Below are 22,769 nucleotides of genomic sequence, written 5' to 3'. Positions count from 1 at the left end.
GGAGAGTTTGCGCTATGAAGCTGTTCATCCATCGCAAGGATTTGCGGACGCACGATTTGCCGGCATTTGACTATTTAAAAGCAGGCGGGGAAGCGGCGACGCTCCATGCTTTGATTTTAGATCCATTTCTGCTTCGGGACGATCGGCACAAGGAGCATAGCGGCATTCATTTTTTGCGACAAGCCGGTAGGCTAAGGGAGGAGTATGCGCGCTTCGGGGCGACTCTTGCGGTCTACGCGGGCGAGCCGGGAGAGGTGCTGGAGCACATTTTGACGGCTAATCCCGCTGTCGACGAGGTTGTCACGCATGAGGACTTTACTCCGTACGCGTTGCGTAGAGACCGGACAATGCTGGAGATTGCGAAGAGTGCCGGTGTACGGTTCACTTCGCTTTCCGATTTGCCGCTCGTGCGGCTGCGGGATTTTCACGAATGGACGGGGCGGGAAGAGGGCTACCGGGTGTTCACGCCGTTTTATCGCAAATGGCGGGAGTTTTTGGACATGGACAACGTATCCTCTTATACGATCGGGCTGCGGGATTTGAAGACGGCTCATTCGATTGCGCTCGGAGAACGATACCGGGTTCCCGCCGAGTGGGAAGCGATAATGGATCAAGGACGGGCGACGGAAAATCCGGAACAGACGCTGGCCGCTTTCGCAGACGAGCGTCTGGTGGATTATTCAAAGAGCAGAGATTCGTTCGCGCAGAACGCGACGAGTCGTATCGGGCGGTTTTTGAACGTGGGGGCGTTGTCGGCGAGATCGGCCTACGAGTGCGTTGTGGCAGCTGGAAACCATTCGGAAGGTTGGCTGCGGCAATTGGCTTGGAGGGACTTTTATTTGTACCAGTCCCGTATGGACCCGGATTTTTTTCGCTACGAGAGCTTGTTCGATCTGTCTTCCTTGGACGATAGGCATTTTCGGGCTTGGGCAGAGGCGCGGACGGGCATCCCGATCATCGACGCGGCTATGACGGAGCTGAACGAGACGGGCTGGATGCCTAATCGTCTTAGGATGGTTACGGCGATGTTTTTAACGAAAAATTTGGGCTGTCCGTTCGTCTTCGGAGAAAGATATTTCCGCCGCAAGCTGGAGGATTACGACAACACGCTCAATCGGGGCGGCTGGCTGTGGTCGTCTTCGCTCGGCTTCGACGCCGCGCCCTATTTTCGAATTATGAATCCCGTCACCCAATCGGAGACGCACGATCCGTCTGGCTCCTACATTCGCAAGTGGCTGCCCGAGCTCGCCAAGCTGGACGACAAAAGAATTCACCAGCTTCGTCCGCACGCGATTGTAGATCTCAAGACATCGCGGGCGGCGGCGATCGAGACGTATCGAAGCTTATTGAGCCGCTGACGACTTTTTTGCGGAAGCAATCCGACTGACGGCTTTTGGCTTTGCATTTTGGTTGGGACAGCAATTATAGGTTGCCGATTCGTTGGTAGAACAGCTGTTGAAGTTTTCTCGTCAGCAGGCCGGGGCCGTCGCTTCCGACCGGCCGTCCATCGATCGAGATGACCGGCGTTATCTCCACAGTCGTCCCCGTCACGAACGCTTCTTCCGCTTGCGCCAATTCATGCAAAGAAAAAGGCCGCTCCAGCGCCGGAATTCCGGCCTCGCGCGCAATTCGAATAACGACGTCACGCGTAACGCCTTTCAAAATCAAATGATTAGCAGGATGTGTCACCAGAGCCCCGCCTTGAACGATGAACAAGTTTGAAGCGCTGCATTCTGTCACGATCCCGTCGCGGTGAAAAATGACGTCGCTGGCGTCATGGTCAAGCGCATATTGCTTGAACAGCGCGTTCGGCAACAAATTGAGCGTCTTCAAATCGCAGCGAAGCCAGCGAATGTCCGGCGTCGTGACCGTGTGGATTCCTTGCTCCATCGCCGCGATTGGGCGGGGCGTCGAAGTACAATAGGCCATCGTCACAGGCGCAGCGCGGAGGGGAAACAGATGGTTACGAGGAGCTTCTCCTCGGGTGACTTGCACGTAAACCGTTCCGTCGGCAACTTCGTTGAGCTTGACAAGCTCGCGCAGCTTCGTCGCCGTATCCGCCAAATCCGGCAGCTCGATCCGAGTGCCTTCCGCACTTTTGCGCAGACGCTCGTAATGGGCTTCTTCCTCGAACAGCATGCCGCCATAGACGCGAAACACTTCATACACACCGTCGCCAAAATAATAGCCCGGTCATCCGGCGAAATCCGCACTTCCTCCTTGGGAGGAAGCGGCCTTGAAACCAATAGATTGTCGACATGGGATCGTACTCCTTCCGGTCGTGCATTCCTGCATCCATTGTACCCCGTCCGGGACGAGCCTTGCCATTGAAATCGAAAATCGAATCGAATGGCAGCGTAACAATCATTAAGCCCGCCCACAGCGGGCTATTCCGAGTAACCATCGCCGTCTCGCATTCGTAACCCGCCCACAGCGGGCTATTCCGAGCAACCATCGCCGTCGCGTATCTGTAACCCGCCCACAGCGGGCTATTCCGAGCAATCATCGCCGTCGCGCATCTGTAACCCGCCCACAGCAAGCTAAAACAGACGCATACCTCGGAACATACTCCACAGCGACGAGCGCAAGCAGAAATCACGAAATTTTTAGCTGCTCTGGAGCTCGAACCGGCGAGCAAATCGAACGGCGAAAAATATAATCCTTTACATAATTCAAAACCCGAGTTATCCTATTGGAAATATTAAATTCGAAAACGATAACAAAGTCTTGCGGAGGGGGCGATTTCGGTTAATATTGAAAATATTGAAGCGTTCGTGTATGTCATCCATTACGGCAGCTTCAATAAAGCCGCGGAAGCGTTGTACTTGTCCCAGCCTTCCGTCACCGCCCGCATCCAAACGCTGGAAAGAGAGCTTAATTGCAGGCTTTTCGACCGCCAAGGCAAGCAGATTCAAATTACGGAGGAAGGCAAACGCTTTTTGCCTTACGCCCAACAGCTGCTCTTGACTTTTCAGAAGGGCAAGCTTCATGTCAACCAGAAAAAATCGCATCCCGAGGAATTTCGGATCGGCTGCACCATATCCGTGTCCAACTATATTATTCCGGAGCTGCTGCCGCGTTTGAAGAGACGGTTTCCGAACACGCAGTATAAAATAGTGACCGGAGTAACCGACGACATCGTAGGCAAGGTTGTGAATAAAGAAGTCGACATCGGCTTCGTTCGCAACGTCAATCATCCGCATTTGCAGTCGGTCAAATTTTACGAGGACCCGATTCGGTTGTACACTTATAAGGATCACCCGTTTCTTCACGGCGAACGTCCGACCGTGGAGGCGATCGCCGCGCAGCCGCTCGTCTTTTTCGAGTGCGGCGCGCTTGACTGGCTTCGCATTCACCGGATCTTCGAAAATTTGGATCAGCCGCCCAACATTCAGATCCAGACGGACAACTCGGAAATGGCCAAAAAGCTGGTCATCCAAAAAACGGGCATTTGCTTCTTGCCGGGTGTGTGCGTGCAACAAGAAATACGCGAAGAAAAGCTCTTCTCCATCCCGCTCGCCGAGACGGAGGGGATCTCGATGCAGACGAATGTCGTCTCCTGTCACGGGGAGCATGCGCCCTTTATCGAAACGATTCTGGAATTCGGTAAAGAGCTGTTCGCCAATACGCCAGTGCTTTCTAACCTATCATAAAGAAACCGAATGGAGGATTTACCCATGAGCAAAATCGTTATTATTTCCGGCAGCCCGACACCGGGCTCGCGCCTGAATGCTTTGATTCAATCCGTCGAGAGCAGTCTGCTCGCGCAAGGCGTCGAAGTGAACCATATTCGGGTGGCGGAATTGCCGGCTGAAGCGCTTCTCCATGCCAACTTCAAGGACGAAGCGATCGTTAATGCCGTCTCCCTCGTCGGCGACGCGGACGGCGTCGTCATTGCCAGCCCGGTTTACAAAGCGTCCTTCACCGGCGTGCTTAAAGCGTTCCTTGATCTTCTCCCGCAGACGGGCCTGCATGGCAAAATCTCGCTGCCGCTCTTCATCGGCGGAACGATCGCTCATCTTCTAAGCATCGATTATGCGCTTAAGCCTGTCCTGACTGCGCTTGGTGGCCGTCATATTCTCGGCGGCGTATACGCCATCGATCAGTGGGTCGAGCGTCTGGAGGACGGTGGTTTCCGTCTGGCCGAAGAGCTTCGCGAGCGGTTGGACAAAGCAAGCGCCGACCTGATCGAAGAGCTCAAGTGGCTGGATATTCGCGCTAAGGAAAAAGCAGTCGTCCAATAAAACCGTCCAAATCATCTCGTTAAGTTAAGCCCGCCAATCCTTCAAGGAAAGGCGGGCTTTTTCATAATTTGAGCAATCGGTGTCCTAAAGGCGACGAAGGCGTTTTTACTTGCATGAATTCAAAAGGATTGAATTTATGGATATATCTATAGAAATGTTCTATTACCGTTTCGATTGACGGGTTCGCTGTCGCGATGATAAAGTGACGATATTAATTCCTATTAATCGGATATGAATTATATTTTCCGCTGAAAAGCAAGTCACTCTACGAACGATAAAGGCGGTCGATTCCCCTATGACAACGAAATCCAAGCAAAGAAAGCTGCGTTTAGGCGCGGGCTTGCACGGCGCAAGCGGCAACTTCGCGGCTTGGCGGCATTCCGACGCTCCGGCGGATGCGAGCATTCAATTCCCGTACTACAAGCGGCAAACGCTGAAAGCGGAGTCGGGCAAATTCGACTTCGTCTTTGTCGCCGACGGGCTGTACATTAACGAGAAATCCATTCCCCACTTTCTTAACCGGTTTGAACCGATTACGCTGCTGACCGCTCTTGGCGCGGTTACTTCGAACATCGGGCTGGTCGGAACGCTGTCCACCTCCTACAGCCAGCCGTTCACCGTCGCAAGGCAATTTGCTTCTCTCGATCATATTACCGGCGGCCGAGGCGGATGGAACGTCGTCACTTCGCCGCTCGAAGGCTCTGCGCTGAACTATGGCAAGAAGCTGTCCGAGCATCCCGATCACGAGAAGCGGTACAAAATCGCTGCGGAATATTTGCAGGTGACGCAAGGGCTCTGGGACTCGTGGGAGGACGACGCCTTCGTCCGCGACAAGGAGAGCGGCGTGTTTTTCGATCCGGAGAAGCTTCACACGTTGAACCATGAAGGCGAATATTTTTCCGTCAAGGGCCCGCTCAATATCGCCCGCTCCAGGCAGGGACAGCCGATCATTTTCCAAGCCGGCTCCTCGGACCGGGGACGAAATTTGGCCGCGGCTTCAGCCGATGGAGTGTTCACGGATCACAAGACGCTGGAGATTGCTCAGGAGTTTTACCGGGACGTCAAGCGACGGGCGAAGGAAGCGGGGCGCGACCCGGACGAAGTGCTCATTTTCCCTGGCATTCTGGTTATCGTTGGCGAGACGGAGGAGGAAGCGGTGCGAAAATACGAGAAGGTCGCCGAGCTCGTTAGTATCGACAGCGCTTTGAACTATTTGGGCCGCTTTTTCGAGCATCACGACTTCACGCAATATCCGTTGGACGAGCCGTTCCCCGAGCTCGGAGAGCTGGGCAAGAACAGCTTCCAGAGCGCGACGGATAAGCTGAAGCGAGAAGCGAAGGAGCAGGGGCTTACTCTCCGGCAGGTCGCTCTTCGCACCGCTACGCCGAGATCCTTGTTCACCGGAACGGCCGCGACAATCGCGGATACGATTCAGGAATGGTTCGAGCAGGAAGGCGCGGACGGGTTCATCGTCGTCGGAGGCGAGCCGAACGGGCTGGACGATTTCGTAGACAAGGTCGTTCCGATCCTTCAGGAGAGAGGCTTGTTCCGCACCGAATACGAGTCGGATACGCTGCGCGGCAATCTGGGGCTGCCCATTCCTGAGAACCGTTACACGAAAAGGAAGAAGGAGCTCGTGCCAGCCGCGAATCCGACGGAGTAACGAAAGCCCGCTAATCACATCTTTGAATTGACGTATAGAAGATCTCTATTAACGAATGGATTGACGCTGCTCGCGGAGCAGTGGTAGGGTTAATACATCCATAATTCTTACTTAACCAGTAGGTATTATAAGAATAATAAACAACCAACGACATGTGGAGGAATCGACAATGAAAAAAGGGCTGTTCTTATCCATCGCTTTACTGCTAGTGCTTGCGATTGCCGGCTGCGGCAGCAAAAACAACGAGGCGTCGAGCTCACCGTCCGAATCGAAAGCGGCGTCCCCGAGCGCTTCGGCTGACGCATCGCCAAGCGCATCGGCTCCTGCCAGCTCCGAAAAACCGGCAGAGGTCAAAAAAATTCTTGTTGGCACGACGAGCTTGTTCCCGCAAGTGTGCTTTCTTGACGCAAACGGCAAGCTGACAGGCTACGATATCGAGCTCGTTCGCGAAATCGACAAGCGACTTCCCGAATACGAATTCGACTTCCAGCTGCTGGATTCCATGCCTAGCTTGCTGCTTAGCCTTGAGACGAAGAAAGTCGATCTGGTCGCCCACGAAATCGAGAAAAACGCAGAGCGCGAAGAGAAATACCTCTTCAACAAAGAGCCATACGCGCACTGGAAAAATAAGATCGTCGTCGCCAAGGACAACAACGATCCGATCGAAACGTTGGACGATGCAAAAGGAAAGAAATTTCTGACGTCTGCTTCGAGCGCGGCTGACCAAATTCTTAAAAACTACAACAAAGATCATAATAACGCCCTGAAAATTGTGTACCAAAGCGGCGGAGCGAACGATACCGTCGAGCAAATCTCTTCGGGCCGCGTATACGGCACGCTCGCGGCGGACTTCACGCTCTCCCTGATCGATCCGGAGGGCAAGCTCAAGACAGTCGGCAAAGCGCTGAGCCAAGCGGACATTCTGTTCTTGTTCCGCAAGAACGAGCCTGAGCAGCAGACGCTTGCGGACGCTATCGACAAAGTTCTTGTGGAAATCAAAGCCGACGGCACTCTGAGCAAGCTTAGCAAAGAGTGGCTCGGACAGGACTTTACGACTGTGGAATAAGGGGATGAAAGCAAGAAAGGGTGAGTTCGCCATATGGGTGCGCAATTCGATATCGCTTATGTATTCGAATACGCGGTAAAGCTGCTTCCTTTTATCCGGATATCGCTGCTTATCGTGGCGGGCTCCTTAGTCGTAGGATTGGGCGTCGGATTTCTCGTCGCCCTTCCGCGGCTTTATCGCATTCCGGTGCTTCAGCGGCTTTCGCAAATCTATGCTTCTTTTTTTCGCGGGACGCCGATACTCATTCAATTGTTCCTGTTCTATTACGGGCTCCCGGAAGTGCTGAAGCTCATACACGTAGACGTCTCGAGAGTTCCCGTTCTTTATTTCGTCATCTTGACGTACGGCCTTCATAGCGCCGCCTTTATTTCCGAAGGTATTCGGGCCGCCGTAACCTCGGTCGACCGGGGCCAGATCGAAGCGGCTTACGCCATCGGCATGACGGGACCGCAAGCCTTCGCGAGAATCGTATTTCCGCAAGCGCTCGCCATCTCGATTCCGATCTTCGGCAATGTGACGATTGCCAGCTTGAAGGATACGTCGCTCGCTTTTACGCTCGGGGTTATGGAATTGACGTCCAAGTCGCAATCGCTCGGCCAATTGACCCGGCATTTCATCGAGTCGTATATCGCGCTGGCGATCATCTACCTTCTGATAAGCATCCTGTTGGAAAAAGCGTTCCACTATGTAGAACGCCGATTGCTCCGGCATGAAGATCAGGAAGTCGCAACGAAGAAATTCGCTATTGCCAGACAATGGTTGAGCCGCAGGCTCGGCGCTAAAGTTACTCTTCGCGAAGGAGGCTCGGAAACGTGACATTGGACCCTTCTTTTATATGGACCGCGTTCGTGCAAATCCTTCAAGCTATACCGACGACGCTTAACATTACCGCCGTTTCGATGGTTTTCGGCTTGCTGATCGGGACGGCCGTCGCGCTCGTCCGAACGTACCGGGTGCCGGTGCTTCATCCGATCGCCGCCGCGTACGTCACCGTCATTCGCGGAACGCCGATGCTGACTCATCTGCTGCTTATTTATTTCGGGCTGCCGCTTATCGTCGACAGTCTGGCGGAGCAGTTCGGCTGGTCGTTCCGTTCCGTATCCATTCCGATGATCGGCTTCGCGTACTTGTCTTTCTCGATTACGGCGGGCGCTTACTTGTCCGAGGTTGTAAGGTCCGGCTTGCTGGCGGTAAGCCGAGGGCAAATCGAAGCGGCCCATTCCATCGGCATGACGCTGACGCAGGCTTTGCGCCGCATCGTACTGCCTCAAGCTTTTGCGGCCAGTCTGCCTAACCTGTCGAACGCGACGATCGGTATCCTACACGGTTCCACGCTCGCTTTTACCGTATCGGTCGTCGATATTAACGCGCAGGCACAGATTGTCGCTTCGACGAATTGGAAGTTTTTCGAAGCATACTTGGCTGCTGCGCTAATATTCTGGGGGCTGACGGTTCTCATTGAAAGGGCGACCGCGTTGATCGAGAAGCGAATTAACGTCTATGACCGCGGAGGTGTCGCATGATCAAGCTGAAGCAAATTACGAAATCGTTCGGCAAAAATCAAGTGCTGAAGGGCATCGATCTCGTTGTCGAAAAAGGAGAGGTCGTCGCCATTCTCGGACCGAGCGGTTCCGGCAAGACCACGCTGCTCCGGTGCATCAATTACTTGGAGAAGCCGAGCGACGGCGAAATTACAATCGCGGACCTTACCGTCCAATGCAAGCGTCCTTCGAAGAAGGAAGTTCACGCCCTGCGCGGCAAGACGGCGATGGTGTTCCAGCAATACAACCTTTTCCGGCACAAAACCGCTCTGGAAAATGTCATGGAAGGGCTTGTCGTCGTTCAAAAGGTACCGAAGGAAGAGGCGCGCAAAAGAAGCGTCGAGCTGCTGGAAAAGGTGGGACTCGCAGGCAAGCTCGATGCCTATCCGAGCCAGCTATCGGGCGGACAGCAGCAGAGAGTCGGCATCGCCCGGGCTCTGGCGCTTAACCCGGAGGTCATCTTGTTCGACGAGCCGACGTCCGCGCTCGATCCGGAACTCGTCGGCGAAGTGCTCGGCGTTATTCGCAAGATCGCCAAGGAAGGCATTACGATGATCATCGTCACCCACGAGATGGGGTTCGCTCAGGATGTCGCCAATCACGTCGTGTTCATGGACGAAGGCGTCGTCGTGGAAGAGGGCAAGCCGAACGAAATTTTCGTTTCGCCGAAGGAAGAGCGAACGAAGCAATTCCTCAAGCGTTTCACGCCGGAAGGCACGTATTCCATATAATCGATTGCGAAGAGGAGCGACGCCTAATGGCACTCAAATTCGGTATTTTGGATCAAAGCATCGTCTTTCCGGGGCAGACGCCCGCGGAGGCGCTCGGTAACACGGTTAAGCTGGCTCAGCTTGCGGAATCGCTTGGCTTCGAGCGATTCTGGGTATCGGAGCACCATGATTCCCCGCAGATGGCGGGCTCGTCTCCGGAGGTTCTCATTTCGCATCTTCTGGCTAGAACGAATACCATTCGGATCGGCTCCGGAGGCGTTATGATTCAGCACTACAGCCCCTACAAGGTTGCCGAAAATTTCAATTTGCTCGCATCCCTTGCTCCGGGCCGGGTGGATCTTGGCATCGGACGCGCCCCGGGCGGGCTGCCGCGCTCGACGAAAGCTTTGCAGAAGGGGCTGGCGGAGTCGCCTTCCTTGGCGGAGAAGCTGGACGAATTGCAGCTGTTCCTTCATGGCGAAGCAGGGGAGGATCATCCGCTGCCGGGCTTGCAGGCGAACCCGCTTCCGGTTCTGCCTGCCGACGTCTACGTACTCGGAACGAGCGTGTCCAGCGCCGAGCTTGCCGCCGAACGAGGGCTGCCTTACGCTTTTGCGTTGTTCATCAACAACGATCCGGATACGGCGCTTCAAGCGTTCGAGACGTATCGCAGCAAGTTCAATCGCGAACGGGGAACGGAGCCGAAGTCGATATTGGGCTTGTCCGTTATCGCTGCGGACACGGAGGAGGAAGCCGCAGCGCTCGCAGGAGCGTTCAAGAGCGTACGCGTGACGCTCGCCAGCGGCAAGACGGTGAACGTCGGCTCGCTTGAGCAGGCGGAGGAATTCGCGAGACAGGCCGGGGAGACGTTCACGGCCGAGGAGCGGGAAGCGGACATTACGCGAGGGACGAAAGAAACCGTTCGCAAGCGGCTGCTGGAGCTTGCGGAACGGTACGGCGCCGAAGAGCTGATCTTCACGACGATCGTTCCCGATTTCGATAAGCGGATTCGCTCCTTCACTCTATTGAAGGAAGCCTTTGAAGAGCTGGCAGTTTAACGGTAACGTGAAGGCGAAAAGAATAGAAAATAGAAGCCAAGTTGTGGGGAGGAGGAAAAGTCATGGGCCGATTCGCAGCTGCTCCGTTCGTGCAGCGATTAGTGGAGATCCGTCGTCATCTGCACGAGAATCCGGAGCTGTCTCACGAGGAATATGAGACGACGGCGTCGATTCGCGGCTGGCTCGCGGAGGCCGGCATTCGGATCGCCGATTATCCGTTGAAGACGGGCGTCGTCGCCGAGATCGGCGGCTTTAACGGCGGGCCGATTGTCGCCGTTCGGGCCGACATCGACGCGCTGCCGATCCAGGAGGAGACGGGCTTGCCGTTCGCTTCCCGCATTCCAGGGAAGATGCATGCTTGCGGGCACGATTTTCATACCGCGGCGGTGCTCGGAGCGGCGCTGCTGCTGAAGGAGAAGGAGCGCGAGCTGAAGGGGACCGTAAGGTTTCTGTTCCAGCCCGCCGAGGAGAAAGCGAAGGGCGCCGGAGAAGTGATCGCAAGCGGCGCTCTAGCCGGAGTCCGCGCTATCTTCGGCATGCATAACAAGCCCGACCTGCCGGTCGGCACGATCGGCATCAAAGCGGGCCCGATTATGGCCGCAGCGGACGGCTTCATCGTCGAAGTCGAAGGACGCGGCAGCCATGCCGCCGTTCCGGAAGCCGGCATCGACCCTATTGTAACGTCCGCTCATATTATCGCGGCGCTTCAATCGATCGTCAGCCGCAACGTCGGGGCTCTCGACAGCGCCGTCGTAAGCGTCACCCGGCTGAACGGAGGCACCGCATGGAACGTCATTGCGGAAAAGGCCGTATTCGACGGCACGCTGCGCACGTTCGACGAGCGGGTACGCTTGAAGGTGCGCGAGCGGTTCGAGCAGATTGTCGCGGGCGTGTCGAGCGCGTTCGGCGCCAGCTCGAAGGTGAACTGGCTCCAAGGGCCGCCAGCCGTCGTCAACGAGGCCGAATGGGCGGCGCAGGCGGCGCGTACAGCCGAATCGCTCGGCTTGACGGTTATCGAACCGACCCCTTCGCCGGCGGGCGAGGATTTCGCCTTTTACTTGCAGCAAACGCCGGGATTGTTCGTTTTTCTGGGCACTTCCGGACCGAAAGAGTGGCATCACCCCGCGTTCGATGTGGATGAGCAGGCATTGCCGATCGGCGCCTCTTTCTTCGCCGCGCTCGCGGTTGACGCGCTCATCCGGTTAACGGAAAAGCCATAAACGGTCAGGGAGGCTACCGACATTCGCAAAATATACGATGTCATCGTCGTTGGCGCAGGCTCGATGGGCATGAGCGCCGGCTACGAGCTTGCAAGAAGAGGCTTCAAGACGCTGCTGATCGACGCCTTCGACCCGCCTCACCCGAACGGAAGCCATCACGGGGAGCCGAGGCTGATCCGGCATGCTTACCACGGCGGCGAAGCTTACGTCCGATTGGCGCTTCGAGCGGACGAGAGATGGCTGGAGCTTGAGGCTGCCGCCGGAGAAAAGCTGTTGGAGAGAGCCGGCGTGCTGAATATGTCCGATCCCGACGTCTATACGTTCGACGGCCGATTGGACGACGCGCTAAAGCTTGGAGTACGGCTGGAAATGCTGGACGTTCCGGAAATCGTCAAGCGTTGGCCGGGAGTTCGATTGCCGGACACGTATCGTGCCATGTATGAGCCCGATGCGGGATATTTGTACAGCGAGAGGTGCGTCGCCGCATACAAGAAGCTCGCGCTGAAAGCCGGGGCGGAGCTGGTGACGAATACGTTCGTGACGGACGTGAAGGCTGAGAACTCCATTGTGTCCGTGAGGACGAAAGACGACACATTCCTCGCCGGACACGTCGTGCTGTCGGCCGGAGCTTGGTTCAAGACGCTGGAGCCGTTCATCAAGCTGCCGATCCGCGCCGTCCGCAAGTCGGTCGCATGGTTTGAGCCTCGCGGGACCTTGTTCGACGCCGGCACGTTTCCCGGGTTTACGCTGGGAACGAAGGCTGGAGGCTACTACGGCTTCCCGAACATTGCCGGCGCCGGAGTAAAGCTTGGCCGGCACGACACGGGGGTCGAGTGGACGCCGGGAGAACCGTTTGAGCCGTTCGGAGCTTATCCCGAGGACGAAGGTTACTTGCGTCGGACGCTGGAGACGTTCCTGCCGGATTCGGCGGGCAAGCTTCTTAACGGAGCGGCCTGCAAGTACGAGTTAACGCCAGACGACAATTTCATTATCGATACTCATCCGCATCATTCGAATGTTATTTTGGCAGGGGGCTTTTCGGGACACGGGTTTAAATTCGCCAGCGTTGTAGGCGAAATAGCGGCCGATCTGATCGAACGTCGCGTATCCGATCAGGATCTGAGGCTGTTCTCCGTCGCACGGTTTGCCGTTGCCCGCTGAGAGCCAAGCCGATCGCGGCCCATTCAAGGAGGAACGAATATGAGTCAATCCGAAATACCCGTCGATATCGAAGCATACTTGCATACGCACGAGCAGCTTCTCGATGCGATTCGGGGCTTAAACGACGAACAACTGAAATGGAAAGCGGCGCCGGACAAATGGAGCATCACGGAAGTACTTGCCCACTTGGCCGATCACAATATCGTCGTCTCTTTTCGCATCCGCGAAATTTTATCGGGCTCCGACGTTCGTCTGCCTGCGTTCCGACAAGATCCGTGGGTGGAAGGCCAGAAGGCGAACGAAGGAACCGCCGCCGAATTTCTCGCTTCTTTCCATGCTCTGCTTGTCTTTAACAGCTTGTTGTTCCGGCGTCTCGGCAAGGAAAATTGGAAGAAGACGGGAGTTAATTTCAAAGACGAGACCGTCAACCTGCCGATTATTATTCGCGCCTTCATCGCTCACGTCCAGACGCATCTATCGCAAATTGCCCGTATCAAGCAAGGATCGGGCGAATCGCTCGGCTCTAGCTGTTCGATCTGATTTGACTTAAATAAAAGAAAGCGGGTGGTTATGATGTCGGATAATCGAATCGTCATTCGCGAAGAGACTCCGTCCGACCGAGAAGCGGTCAAAGCGGTGCTCTTCGACGCTTACGGTCAATACGAGAATACTCTCTCTCGGGAACGGTGGGAGCAGTACAAGGAAAATATCGAGGCTTCGGCGGCGGGAGGCCCGACGAAAGCAAGGCTTGTCGCCGAGCTCGACGGGGAAATCGTCGGAAGCGTGTTCGTATTCGAATCGTCCGACACGGCGTATGGCTACTCGGGTATCGATACGCCGATCATTCGCCTGCTGGCCGTATCCCAAAAAGCGCGCGGCTTCGGAGTGGCGACGGAGCTGATCCGGGCGAGCGCAAAGCTTTCAAGAGGATGGGGAGCACAGACGCTTCATCTCCACACTTCCGATCTTATGGAATCCGCCGTTCGTCTCTATGAGCGGCTCGGGTTCGAAAGAGCTTACGATTACGATATTCAGAACGGCGAAATTCTCGTAAAGAGCTATCGTCTTCAATTGAAAGAAGCGGCGCTGTTGCAAGCGTGACACTATGGGAGGGTGAAAAACGATGACGAAGAACAAGAAGCAAATCAAGTTCGGCGCTTTGATTCACGGCGTCGGAGGCAACGTATCCGCTTGGAGACATCCGGAGGTGCCGGCGGACGCGAGCGTCAACTTCAAGTTTTACACGGAACAGGCGCAGACGGCCGAAGCGGGCAAGTTCGATCTCGTCTTCATCGCCGACGGTCTCTATATCAACGAGAAATCGATTCCGCATTTTTTGAACCGGTTCGAGCCGCTCACGATATTGTCCGCGCTCGCGGCCGTCACCTCGAAGATCGGGCTCGTCGGGACGCTGTCGAGCTCATACAGCGAGCCGTTCACCGTCGCAAGGCAGTTCGGATCGCTGGATCATATTAGCGGCGGGAGGGCGGGCTGGAACGTCGTTACGTCTCCGCTCGAAGGCTCGGCCAAAAACTTCGGCAAGCCGGAGCATCCGACGCATGACGAGCGCTATCGGATCGCGGAAGAATACTTGGAGGTTACGCGCGGCTTATGGGATTCCTGGGAGGACGACGCGTTCGTCCGCAACAAGGAAACGGGCGTCTTTTTCGATCCGTCGAAGCTGCATCGGTTGAATCACAAAGGAACGTATTTCTCGGTGGAGGGCCCGCTGAACATTGCCCGTTCGAAGCAGGGGCACCCGGTCATTTTCCAGGCAGGCTCGTCGGAAAGCGGCAAAAATCTCGCAGCCAAGGGAGCGGACGCCGTCTTCACGGGGCACGAGACTATCGAGGAGGCCAAGCAATTTTACAAGGAAGTCAAGGAACGCACAGTCGCCGCCGGGCGTTCGGCGGACGACGTCGTCATCTTGCCGGGCATCGGCCCAATTATCGGTCGTACGCAGGAGGAAGCGGACCGCAAATACGAGGAAATCGCCAGCCTTGTGAGCATCGAGAGCGCGCTGAACTATCTCGGCCGGTTTTTCGAGCATCACGACTTCTCGCAGTACCCGCTTGACGAACCGTTTCCGGACTTGGGCGATTTGGGCAGCAACAGCTTCCGAAGCGGCACGGACAAACTCAAGAAGGCGGCGAAGGAGAACGGTTGGACGCTGCGCCAGGTTGCGCTTCAGTCCGCCACTCCTCGGGGCCCGTTCGTAGGCACTCCCGAGTACGTCGCCGATCTCATCCAGCAGTGGCATGAGGAGGAAGCGGCGGACGGCTTCATCATTCATTCGTCGATTCCGAGCGGCTTGAGCGATTTCGTTAATCTGGTCGTGCCGATTTTGCAGGAGCGGGGTCTTTATCGGACAGAATACGAGTCGGATACGCTGCGCGGGAACCTGGGACTGCCGATTCCGGAAAACCGTTACGCGGCCGCAGCGAAAGTTCAAGTAGGAAGCTGAACGAAATGACGCTGGATACGACTCCGATTTTTGCCTTGCTGAAGGAACGGGAAAAGGATTGGATCGCGCTTCGGAGAGAGTTTCATCGGCAGCCCGAATTGATGTACGACGTGGACCGGACCGCAACCCGGATTGCCGCGCTCTTGGAGAGTTACGGACTGGAAGTTCAGCGTAACGTCGGGCATCATTTTGGCAAAGGGATCGTCGGTATATTGCGGGGCGGCAAGATCGGGAAAACGGTGCTGTTCCGCGCCGACATGGACGCGTTGCCGATACAGGAACGAACCGGAGCCGACTATCGTTCCGCCGTCGAAGGAGCGATGCATGCGTGCGGGCACGATGCCCACATGACGATGCTATTGGCGGCAGCATACGGCTTGAGCCGATTTCGCGATCGGTTTGCGGGAACGATCAAGTTCGTGTTCCAGCCTGCGGAGGAGGGAGCGGCGGTCAGTCCGGTCGACGGCATTCTTCGCAGCGGCGGACGCGATCTGGTCGAAAGCGGGGTGGCGGACGATGCGTCCGCCGCTTTTGCTTTTCACGTCTGGCCGGAGCTTCCAGCCGGCTGGATTGGCGTTCATCGGGGATATGCGATGGCTGCTTCCACCCACTTCCGAATCGCATTCCGAGGAAGATCGGGCCATCACGGCTCGCCGCATCTGGCTGCTGACGCCCTTCTGATGGCCGCTCACTTCGCGGCGGAAGCCCGAGCGGCCGTCTATGCGGCGGTCGATCCGTTGGAGCCGTTCGCCTTCGCCTTCGGCACGCTGCGGGCGGGCACGGTTATTAACGCTATCGCCGAATCGGGGGAAGCTGCGGGAACGTACCGCGCTTTCGAGGAGCGGACCGTGCTCCGCGTCAGGAGCGTTCTGGAGCGCTGCGCCGCCGCTTGCGCCGAGCGGTTCGGAGGAGAATACGAGGCAAGCTTTCGCATGGGCAAGGCGCTGATCAACGATGCTCGCGGCGTTGAAGCCGTGCTTCGGGCGGGCGCTTCGGCTGCGGGCAGCGAGCGAACCGTCCTACTGGAAAAACCGAGCTTGGCTGGAGAGGATTTCGCTTATTATTTGGATAAAGCGCCGGGGGCGATGGTGCTGATCGGAGTTGGCAATGCGGAAAAAGGGATCGTCCATCCGCTGCATCATCCCGAATTCGACCTCGACGAAAGCGCGCTGGTTGTGGGTGCGAAGTTGTTCGTGCAACTCGTCGCGGAAGTCGGGGAAGGCTCGATAGTCGGCACAGAGGTAGACAGATAGACAGCGCAGGCGAGTAGTCGAAATTGCACCGTAGTTTCGTAGTCAGGTGAGTAACCCGCTCTTGTTGGGCTATTTCGCGCCGCATTCCCGTCTCAACGCGAGTAGCCCGGTCTCGTTGGGTTACGGTACCGCGCATACTCGATAGTTTGTGAATAGCCCGCCTTGGGCTATTTCGCGCCGCAAGCCAGCATCGACGCGAGTAGCCCGGTCACTCGTTGGGTTACGGTACCGCCCACACTCGATAGTTTGTGAATAGCCCGCCTACGTTGGGCTATTTCGTGCCGCATGCTCGCATCAACGCGAGTAGCCCGGTATCGTTGGGTTACGGTACCGCGCATGCTCGATAGTTTGTGAATAACCCGCCTACGTTGGGCTATTTCGTGCCGCATGCTCGCATCAACGCGAGTAGCCTGGTCACTCGTTGGGTTACGGTACCGCCCACACTCGATAGTTTGTGAATAGCCCGCCTTGGTCGGGCTATTTCGCGTCGCATGCCCGCATCGACGCGAGTAGCCCGGTCTCGTTGGGTTACGGTACCGCGCATACTCGATAGTTTGTGGATAGCCCGCTTTTGTTGGGCTATTTCGCGCCGCATGCTCGCATCGACGCGAGTAGCCCGGTCTCGTTGGGTTACGGTACCGCGCATGCTCGATAGTTTGTGAATAGCCCGCCTACGTTGGGCTATTTCGCGCCGCATTCCCGCATCGACGCAAGCAGCCCGGTCTCGTTGGGTTACGGTACCGCACCTACTCGATAGTTTGTGAATAGCCCGCCTACGTTGGGCTATTTCGCGCCGCATGCTCGCATCGACGCGAGCAGCCCGGTATCGTTGGGTTACGGTACCGCACCTACTCGATAGTTTGAGGATAGCCCGCCTACGTTGGGCTATTTCGCGCCGCATGCCCGCAACGACGCGAGTAGCCCGGTCTCGTTGGGTTACTGTACCGCGCATACTCGATAGTTTGTGAATAGCCCGTCTCCAAAAGGTTATTTCCGGCAGCAACGCCACTTGACAGAAGTTACTGTAACTATTATTCTTACAGTAAGACATAAAGATAGTTACTGTAGAGAAGTAATTGATTGCTTAAACTTTGGGGATGGCGGTGATTCGCAATGAAATTCGAAATCGGCGATTGGGTAACGGCAACCTCTACGGAGGACGAACTGATTCAAGGGTTTATCGATTCGATCGACGTCGTTCAAGGCACGCTGGGAGTACGCGTCATCGCTTCCGATCATGAATTTGCGGTAGGCAAAGCGATCATCGTCCGCAACCAAGAAGCCAAAATAATGCCGCTAAGCTCGCTCGACAGCGAAGAAGATCTGATGAGCTTGATCGATATCGCGTTGTCGACGAAGGACGAGACCTGGTTCATGGAGCTAACGGAGAAGCTGATCGCTCTTCAACGAGGCTCGAATTCGAACGGACAGCGCAGCCGAACGGCTGCCGCCGTACGCAACAGACTCGGCTTGGCAGGATGAGACGACTTCCATAAGCGCAAAGCGACCGGCTCTATAAGAAGAGCGGTCGCTTTTTTTTCGCATCTATTTACTTAAACCAGCCTTTTTCCTTAACCCGCATCGTAGCCTCGATCCGGTTGCTTACCTTCAGCTTGTCTAAAATAATAGAAATGTAATTGCGGACAGTCCCCGTAGTGATGAATAGCTTGCCGGCGATTTCTTTGGTGTTCTTGCCGTCGGCCATAAGTCCGAGCACTTCTTTCTCTCTCTCCGTCAACGGATTGTCTTCCCTGTAAGCTTCGTCGACGAGCTCCGCGGCGAATATGCGGCGGCCGGCCATGACGCTCCGTATCGAATCGGCGAGCTCCTCGATTGGGCTGTCCTTCAGCAAGTAGCCGCTCACGCCGCCCTTGAGCGCTCTCTCGAAATAGCCGGAACGGGCGAACGTCGTTAGAATGATCACCTTGCAGTCGAAGTCCCTCAGCTCCTCGGCCGCCTCAAGACCGTTTTTGACGGGCATTTCGATATCCATCATGCAAATATCGGGCTTATGCCGATGAACGAGCGCGACCGCTTCCTCGCCGTTGCCCGCTTGGCCGACGACTTCCATGTCCGCCTCGAGATTGAGCAAGGAAGCAAAAGCTCCTAGCAGCATCCGCTGATCCTCGGCAATGACGATGCGAATCATGAGTTCGCCTCCTCCAACGGTTGTTTGATTACGTTCGGCACTTTCATCGTAAGGACGGTTCCGTTGTCCGACTGAATGTCCAGGCATCCGTTCACGAATTCCAGCCTTTCCTTCATGCCGCGCAGACCGTTCCCTCTGGCGTAGCCTTCGGGGACGGGAGGTCCGACTCCGTTATCCTTGACCCGAATGACGAGCTCTGCGCGAGTAAGCTCGATGGAGACGGTGCAGGCGGTCGCCCCGCTATGTCTGACGACGTTCGTCACCGCTTCTTTCAGGCACATGCCGAGCACATTTTCATTCAGCAGCGAAGTTTGGACGAGCTTAGCGTTCCCTTCAAGCGTAAATTCGATTTGCGCCGCCTTCAAAATTTGCCCGACACGGAAAATTTCGTCCTCGAACCGCATGCCGCGCATGCTCGTAACCATTTCCCGAACTTCCTTGAGCGCGGTTCTGGCGGTTTGGCGAACTTCGCTGAGCTCCTGCAGCGCCTGCTCCGGATTTTTGCGGACAAGCTTTCCGGCCAAATCGCTCTTTAAGCCGATAAGAGACAGCTTTTGTCCCAGCGTATCGTGCAAATCTCTCGCGATCCGGTGGCGCTCCTCCATCTTGACGAGATCGGAGATCCTTTTGTTCGCATCTTCAAGCTGACCTTGCAGCTGATCCCTTTTGTTGCGGTTATAGGTGTTGACGGGAAGCAGAATAACGGCGATGAGACTGATGAGTACGAACGGAAACTGGGACAGCAGCCAGCTGTTCTTGGTCACGATGCCGTAGTTGATGGTAGCCAGCGTCGTGACGAGATGAATCGTATAAAGCGTGAAAAACCCGGCCTTGCTTTTCAAGTTGCCTATGAAAAAGGCCAGAAACAACGCGAAATACACATAGCCGAACACGACGGTCATCGTAATCGAGATGGCGATCAGCACGCTCGTCCAGACATAGACGGGCCAGCCCTTGGAGACAAAGGAGAGAACATAGCATACGAAAAACGCGACGATCATCGCGAACCCCGCGACGATATGCCAAGTCGACGAGGAGCTGAAAATAAAGTAAAAAGGCAGTATAAAAAAGACGACCCATACATACGGGCTTAATCCGGTATTTTTGTGAAGCGTCTGGTGCCACTTTTGGATGGCCGATCCCCTCCTACGGCGGTGTCCGGTACTCTCATCCATTGTAGCATAATCGGTTTCGCGGATGATTATTTCGCTTCGAGCCCGGGACGGGGAATCGCAAGATTCGACTGGCTGTCGGAACGACCCTTGCGATAGGCGAGCTTGAACTCCCGGAAGCCGACGAATTTTTTGTTGTTCTCGTCCCACAGCCGGAAGTTTAACGACTTCAGGCTTGTGCGAAGATTGATCGTCGTCGCTTGTTGAAGCGGAGGCGTGGCGTTATGAGCCGCCTCCAGCCGGTAGTTAGGCACCCGCGGGCTCAAATGATGGACGTGATGAAACCCGATGTTCCCGGTCATCCATTGCAGCGGCTTGGGCAGCTTGTAGTAAGAGCTTCCTTCGACGGCCGCTTTGACGTAGCTCCACTCGTCCTCATTTTCGAAGTATGAATCCTCGAATTGGTGCTGAACGTAGAAGAGCCAAACGCCTGCCAACCCGGAGAAGAAGAAGACGGGACCTTGAACGAGCAAAAAGGCTTGCCAGCCGATCGCCCAAATAAGCAGCGCATACAAAGCGACCAGGGATACGTTAGTCAAATAAGTGTTAATCCGCTCCCGGCGCCTCGCGGCTTTCCGATTAAAGCGGTAGTCGACAAGAAAAATAAAAGCCGGACCGATTCCGAACATGACGAGCGGATTGCGGTAGATCCGATAGGCGAGCCTGCGCCAGAAGGAAGCGGCGGCGAATTCTTCGACCGTCATAATCCAAATATCGCCTACGCCGCGCTTGTCCAGATTGCTGCTCGTGGCATGGTGAATGGAATGCGTCGTTTTCCACTGATGATAGGGAACGAGAGTCAGGACGCCCGTGATCGTGCCGACGATTTCGTTGGCGAGCTTGCTTTTGAAGAAGGACTGGTGACAGCAATCGTGAAAAATGATAAAGGTACGGATGACGAATCCCGAAGCTGCGATTGCCAAAGGAAGCGTGAGCCAGAAGGAGATCGACAAGCTATAATAAGCCGCTATCCAGAGCGCCGCTAACGGGAGCAGCGTGTTGGCCATTTGTCTGACGCTCGATCGAATATCGTTTTTTTCAAAGGGGGCGACTTCTTTTTTTAATTGCAGTTCCTTTGCTTTCATTGATCGATTTTTCCTCCTCGCGTGAGACGCTTGGGAGCAAGTCCGGGCGTCAGCGGTCGCGTATGTTACTACTATTGTAGAAAAAACGCCGTAGGCTTGATAGTCATAAACGTCAGTATGCAGATATGACAAATGTCATGCGCGTGCCCATGCGTCAAGCTGCCGCTTCTCTTTTTCACTCCGGTAAGCTATAATTTTTTAATAGATTATTCAAGCTATTTCCGAGCTGCCGCCCCCTTGTTTCCATTTGGAAGCAAGGGGGTTTCTGGTGAGTGAGCATTGCCGGTTATTTTGACGAGGAGGGCTCCAAGCTTGAATCCATTATTAAAGACAATAGAAAACATTCGCATTCTCGAAGAATCGGCTATGAACGAGACCAGGCTTTATTTGGACACGTTGACGAAGCCTCGGGGAAGCTTGGGCAGGCTGGAAGAGTTGGCCGTTCAATTGGCCGGAATAGCGGGAGCGCGTCCCGAAGCGATCTTGAAAAAAGCGGTTATCGTCATGGCCGGGGACCACGGCGTATGCGAGGAAGGAATTAGCGCCTATCCTCCGGAAGTGACGCCCCAGATGGTTGCGAACTTCTTGAACGGGGGTGCGGCTATTAATGTGCTGGCCCGCCAAGCGGGAGCGGATGTGTATTGCGTAGATATAGGCGTTAATGCGGATATTTGCCACGAGTCTTTGATTTCCCGCAAAGTCGGGAAAGGTACGGGGAACATAGCGCGCGGGCCTGCGATGAGCCGCGAAGAGGCGCTCGAAGCGATCAACCATGGCATCGAAGTCGTGGAGGGGTTATTCGGACAAGGCTATCGTCTGTTCGCGACAGGCGAGATGGGAATCGGGAATACGACGCCTAGCGCGGCGATGCTGACGGTTCTGACCGGTATTGACGCGGAGCAGACGGTCGGACGCGGAACCGGCATCGACGATGAAGGCATGAAGAGGAAGCGGAAAGTCGTGCATAGAGCAATCGCCGTGAACGCTCCCGATTCCACCGATCCGCTGGACGTGCTAAGAAAGCTGGGAGGATTCGAAATCGCGGGACTCGTCGGAGTGATTCTCGGCTCGGCGGCGCGAGGCTGTCCCGTCGTCATTGACGGCTTTATCGCTTCGATTGCCGCTTTGACCGCTTATCGACTGGCACCGAATTCCAAGGCATACATGATCGCTTCCCATGCGTCCCAAGAGGCCGGACATCGGCCGCTTCTCGCTCGGCTCGGCCTGGAGCCGATGCTGGATTTGAAGATGCGGCTCGGAGAAGGAACGGGCGCGGCGCTTGTTTTTCCTCTCATCGATGCGGCTGTCTTGATCGTGAAGGAAATGGCGACCTTCGACAGCGCGGGAGTTTCCCGAGCTTGAGCGCAGCGAGCCGGGTAAAGGATGGGGAGAGGAGGGCAGCGGAATGATTGTGCTCGTAACGGGCGGGGCAAGAAGCGGGAAGAGCCGCTTTGCCGAACGCTACGCCGCCAGCATTGGCTCCCGCGGCAAATACATAGCGACAGCTCAAATCTACGATGAAGAAATGAGCCAAAGAGCCGAGAAACACCGGGAACGGCGGAATTCGTCCGGGTTTTCCTGGCGCACGGTCGAGGAGCCTTATCGTCTTGGCGAGCTGCTGGCCGAGTCGGACGATCCGATCGTCCTCGTCGATTGCCTTACGCTCTGGTTGTCCAATTGGCTGCTGCTGTATGCAGACGAGGAGCGTATGGAAGACAAGGTGCAAGGCAAGCTGGACGAGCTGACGCGAACGTTGGCGGCCTGCGCCGGAACGGTCATTCTGGTCACCAACGAGGTCGGAGACGGAATCGTTCCCGAGTATGCCCTGGGACGGCAATTCAGGGATTTGTCAGGTGCTATGAATCAGGCCGTGGCCGCCATCAGCGATCAGGTATTTCTGGTCACGGCGGGCATTCCGATCGAATTGAAGAGCAAGGAATTCAAGCTTGCCGACGGAAATGGGTGATCGTGGTTGCTGTTGTT

General features: G+C 55.8%; 22 protein-coding genes. 18 read left to right on the top strand and 4 right to left on the bottom strand.

What is annotated here, in order from left to right; all coding sequences use genetic code 11:
- Nucleotides 1-14 precede the first annotated feature (14 nt).
- Nucleotides 15-1,358 carry a cryptochrome/photolyase family protein gene (locus tag D3H35_RS08690; RefSeq protein ID WP_119148695.1) on the top strand — a complete coding sequence of 448 codons (1,344 nt, stop codon included), beginning with the start codon at nt 15-17 and terminating at the stop codon, nt 1,356-1,358.
- 64 nt (nt 1,359-1,422) lie between these two features.
- Here the strand turns inward: D3H35_RS08690 and D3H35_RS08685 are convergent, their stop codons facing one another.
- Nucleotides 1,423-2,160, bottom strand: a complete 738-nt coding sequence (locus D3H35_RS08685; protein ID WP_233567838.1) for an aminotransferase class IV — start codon at nt 2,158-2,160, stop codon at nt 1,423-1,425.
- A gap of 581 nt (nt 2,161-2,741) precedes the next feature.
- Between D3H35_RS08685 and D3H35_RS08680 the strand changes: the two genes are divergently transcribed.
- From D3H35_RS08680 to D3H35_RS08610, 15 genes are all read left to right on the top strand, one after another.
- Nucleotides 2,742-3,653 carry a LysR family transcriptional regulator gene (locus tag D3H35_RS08680; RefSeq protein WP_119148694.1) on the top strand — a complete coding sequence of 304 codons (912 nt, stop codon included), beginning with the start codon at nt 2,742-2,744 and terminating at the stop codon, nt 3,651-3,653.
- Between the two features lie 24 nt (nt 3,654-3,677).
- Nucleotides 3,678-4,244 (top strand): NADPH-dependent FMN reductase, encoded by a 567-nt coding sequence (gene ssuE / locus D3H35_RS08675; protein WP_119148693.1) that lies wholly within the window; start codon nt 3,678-3,680, stop codon nt 4,242-4,244.
- A gap of 295 nt (nt 4,245-4,539) precedes the next feature.
- On the top strand, nt 4,540-5,907 hold the full coding sequence (locus D3H35_RS08670; protein WP_119148692.1) for an LLM class flavin-dependent oxidoreductase: 1,368 nt from the start codon (nt 4,540-4,542) through the stop codon (nt 5,905-5,907).
- A gap of 169 nt (nt 5,908-6,076) precedes the next feature.
- Complete coding sequence (locus D3H35_RS08665; RefSeq protein ID WP_119148691.1) at nt 6,077-6,973, top strand: transporter substrate-binding domain-containing protein; 897 nt, start codon at nt 6,077-6,079, stop codon at nt 6,971-6,973.
- 33 nt (nt 6,974-7,006) lie between these two features.
- A complete protein-coding gene (locus D3H35_RS08660; RefSeq protein WP_119148690.1) occupies nt 7,007-7,789 on the top strand; it encodes an amino acid ABC transporter permease in 783 nt (260 codons plus the stop codon).
- The gene (locus D3H35_RS08655) at nt 7,786-8,496 is read left to right on the top strand and encodes an amino acid ABC transporter permease (protein WP_119148689.1); all 711 of its coding nucleotides are present in this window, start codon (nt 7,786-7,788) and stop codon (nt 8,494-8,496) included. Before D3H35_RS08660 ends, D3H35_RS08655 begins: the two co-directional genes overlap by 4 nt.
- Entirely contained in the window at nt 8,493-9,245 is a 753-nt protein-coding gene (locus D3H35_RS08650) for an amino acid ABC transporter ATP-binding protein (protein ID WP_119148688.1), read from the top strand. The genes D3H35_RS08655 and D3H35_RS08650 overlap by 4 nt, the downstream gene beginning before the upstream one ends.
- 26 nt (nt 9,246-9,271) lie before the next feature.
- Nucleotides 9,272-10,282 carry an LLM class flavin-dependent oxidoreductase gene (locus D3H35_RS08645; RefSeq protein ID WP_119148687.1) on the top strand — a complete coding sequence of 337 codons (1,011 nt, stop codon included), beginning with the start codon at nt 9,272-9,274 and terminating at the stop codon, nt 10,280-10,282.
- Nucleotides 10,283-10,344: 62 nt separating this feature from the next.
- The gene (locus D3H35_RS08640; RefSeq protein WP_119148686.1) at nt 10,345-11,502 is read left to right on the top strand and encodes an amidohydrolase; all 1,158 of its coding nucleotides are present in this window, start codon (nt 10,345-10,347) and stop codon (nt 11,500-11,502) included.
- A 21-nt stretch (nt 11,503-11,523) separates the two neighbouring features.
- A complete protein-coding gene (gene solA, locus D3H35_RS08635) occupies nt 11,524-12,663 on the top strand; it encodes an N-methyl-L-tryptophan oxidase (RefSeq protein WP_267901366.1) in 1,140 nt (379 codons plus the stop codon).
- Between the two features lie 39 nt (nt 12,664-12,702).
- Entirely contained in the window at nt 12,703-13,203 is a 501-nt protein-coding gene (locus tag D3H35_RS08630) for a DinB family protein (protein ID WP_119148684.1), read from the top strand.
- Between the two features lie 30 nt (nt 13,204-13,233).
- Nucleotides 13,234-13,764, top strand: a complete 531-nt coding sequence (locus tag D3H35_RS08625) for a GNAT family N-acetyltransferase (protein ID WP_119148683.1) — start codon at nt 13,234-13,236, stop codon at nt 13,762-13,764.
- A gap of 22 nt (nt 13,765-13,786) precedes the next feature.
- Nucleotides 13,787-15,127, top strand: a complete 1,341-nt coding sequence (locus D3H35_RS08620) for an LLM class flavin-dependent oxidoreductase (protein WP_119148682.1) — start codon at nt 13,787-13,789, stop codon at nt 15,125-15,127.
- A 5-nt stretch (nt 15,128-15,132) separates the two neighbouring features.
- The gene (locus D3H35_RS08615) at nt 15,133-16,380 is read left to right on the top strand and encodes a M20 metallopeptidase family protein (RefSeq protein WP_119148681.1); all 1,248 of its coding nucleotides are present in this window, start codon (nt 15,133-15,135) and stop codon (nt 16,378-16,380) included.
- A gap of 1,113 nt (nt 16,381-17,493) precedes the next feature.
- Nucleotides 17,494-17,862 (top strand): IDEAL domain-containing protein, encoded by a 369-nt coding sequence (locus D3H35_RS08610; RefSeq protein WP_119148680.1) that lies wholly within the window; start codon nt 17,494-17,496, stop codon nt 17,860-17,862.
- Nucleotides 17,863-17,929: 67 nt separating this feature from the next.
- Here the strand turns inward: D3H35_RS08610 and D3H35_RS08605 are convergent, their stop codons facing one another.
- The 3 genes from D3H35_RS08605 to desA all read right to left on the bottom strand — a co-directional run bounded on the left by D3H35_RS08605 (nt 17,930) and on the right by desA (nt 20,786).
- Nucleotides 17,930-18,529, bottom strand: a complete 600-nt coding sequence (locus D3H35_RS08605) for a response regulator transcription factor (protein WP_119148679.1) — start codon at nt 18,527-18,529, stop codon at nt 17,930-17,932.
- Nucleotides 18,526-19,662, bottom strand: a complete 1,137-nt coding sequence (locus D3H35_RS08600) for a sensor histidine kinase (protein ID WP_119148805.1) — start codon at nt 19,660-19,662, stop codon at nt 18,526-18,528. Before D3H35_RS08600 ends, D3H35_RS08605 begins: the two co-directional genes overlap by 4 nt.
- A 68-nt stretch (nt 19,663-19,730) precedes the next feature.
- On the bottom strand, nt 19,731-20,786 hold the full coding sequence (gene desA / locus D3H35_RS08595; RefSeq protein WP_119148678.1) for a Delta(5) desaturase DesA: 1,056 nt from the start codon (nt 20,784-20,786) through the stop codon (nt 19,731-19,733).
- A gap of 312 nt (nt 20,787-21,098) precedes the next feature.
- Here desA and cobT point away from each other — a divergent pair, with 312 nt between their 5' ends.
- Nucleotides 21,099-22,148: a nicotinate-nucleotide--dimethylbenzimidazole phosphoribosyltransferase gene (cobT, locus tag D3H35_RS08590; RefSeq protein ID WP_378125343.1), complete on the top strand. Its 1,050-nt coding sequence runs from the start codon at nt 21,099-21,101 to the stop codon at nt 22,146-22,148.
- Nucleotides 22,149-22,191: 43 nt separating this feature from the next.
- Entirely contained in the window at nt 22,192-22,752 is a 561-nt protein-coding gene (cobU, locus tag D3H35_RS08585; RefSeq protein WP_119148677.1) for a bifunctional adenosylcobinamide kinase/adenosylcobinamide-phosphate guanylyltransferase, read from the top strand.
- Nucleotides 22,753-22,769: the final 17 nt, after the last annotated feature.

It is taken from the genome of Cohnella faecalis (genome assembly GCF_003570905.1).
GTDB classification, from domain to species: Bacteria; Bacillota; Bacilli; order Paenibacillales; family Paenibacillaceae; genus Cohnella; species Cohnella faecalis.
The sequence above is the reverse complement of the archived record's forward strand: the minus strand, read 5'-3'. Positions and strand labels throughout refer to the sequence as shown.

What these genes read in the sequence shown, in the direction of transcription:
- D3H35_RS08690 (WP_119148695.1), top strand. Translation starts at nt 15, where the DNA reads ATGAAGCTGTTCATCCATCGCAAGGATTTGCGGACGCACGATTTGCCG.
- ssuE (WP_119148693.1), top strand. Translation starts at nt 3,678, where the DNA reads ATGAGCAAAATCGTTATTATTTCCGGCAGCCCGACACCGGGCTCGCGC.
- D3H35_RS08670 (WP_119148692.1), top strand. Translation starts at nt 4,540, where the DNA reads ATGACAACGAAATCCAAGCAAAGAAAGCTGCGTTTAGGCGCGGGCTTG.
- D3H35_RS08665 (WP_119148691.1), top strand. Translation starts at nt 6,077, where the DNA reads ATGAAAAAAGGGCTGTTCTTATCCATCGCTTTACTGCTAGTGCTTGCG.
- D3H35_RS08660 (WP_119148690.1), top strand. Translation starts at nt 7,007, where the DNA reads ATGGGTGCGCAATTCGATATCGCTTATGTATTCGAATACGCGGTAAAG.
- D3H35_RS08650 (WP_119148688.1), top strand. Translation starts at nt 8,493, where the DNA reads ATGATCAAGCTGAAGCAAATTACGAAATCGTTCGGCAAAAATCAAGTG.
- D3H35_RS08645 (WP_119148687.1), top strand. Translation starts at nt 9,272, where the DNA reads ATGGCACTCAAATTCGGTATTTTGGATCAAAGCATCGTCTTTCCGGGG.
- D3H35_RS08640 (WP_119148686.1), top strand. Translation starts at nt 10,345, where the DNA reads ATGGGCCGATTCGCAGCTGCTCCGTTCGTGCAGCGATTAGTGGAGATC.
- D3H35_RS08630 (WP_119148684.1), top strand. Translation starts at nt 12,703, where the DNA reads ATGAGTCAATCCGAAATACCCGTCGATATCGAAGCATACTTGCATACG.
- D3H35_RS08625 (WP_119148683.1), top strand. Translation starts at nt 13,234, where the DNA reads ATGATGTCGGATAATCGAATCGTCATTCGCGAAGAGACTCCGTCCGAC.
- D3H35_RS08620 (WP_119148682.1), top strand. Translation starts at nt 13,787, where the DNA reads ATGACGAAGAACAAGAAGCAAATCAAGTTCGGCGCTTTGATTCACGGC.
- D3H35_RS08615 (WP_119148681.1), top strand. Translation starts at nt 15,133, where the DNA reads ATGACGCTGGATACGACTCCGATTTTTGCCTTGCTGAAGGAACGGGAA.
- D3H35_RS08610 (WP_119148680.1), top strand. Translation starts at nt 17,494, where the DNA reads ATGAAATTCGAAATCGGCGATTGGGTAACGGCAACCTCTACGGAGGAC.
- D3H35_RS08605 (WP_119148679.1), bottom strand. Translation starts at nt 18,529, where the DNA reads ATGATTCGCATCGTCATTGCCGAGGATCAGCGGATGCTGCTAGGAGCT.
- desA (WP_119148678.1), bottom strand. Translation starts at nt 20,786, where the DNA reads ATGAAAGCAAAGGAACTGCAATTAAAAAAAGAAGTCGCCCCCTTTGAA.
- cobU (WP_119148677.1), top strand. Translation starts at nt 22,192, where the DNA reads ATGATTGTGCTCGTAACGGGCGGGGCAAGAAGCGGGAAGAGCCGCTTT.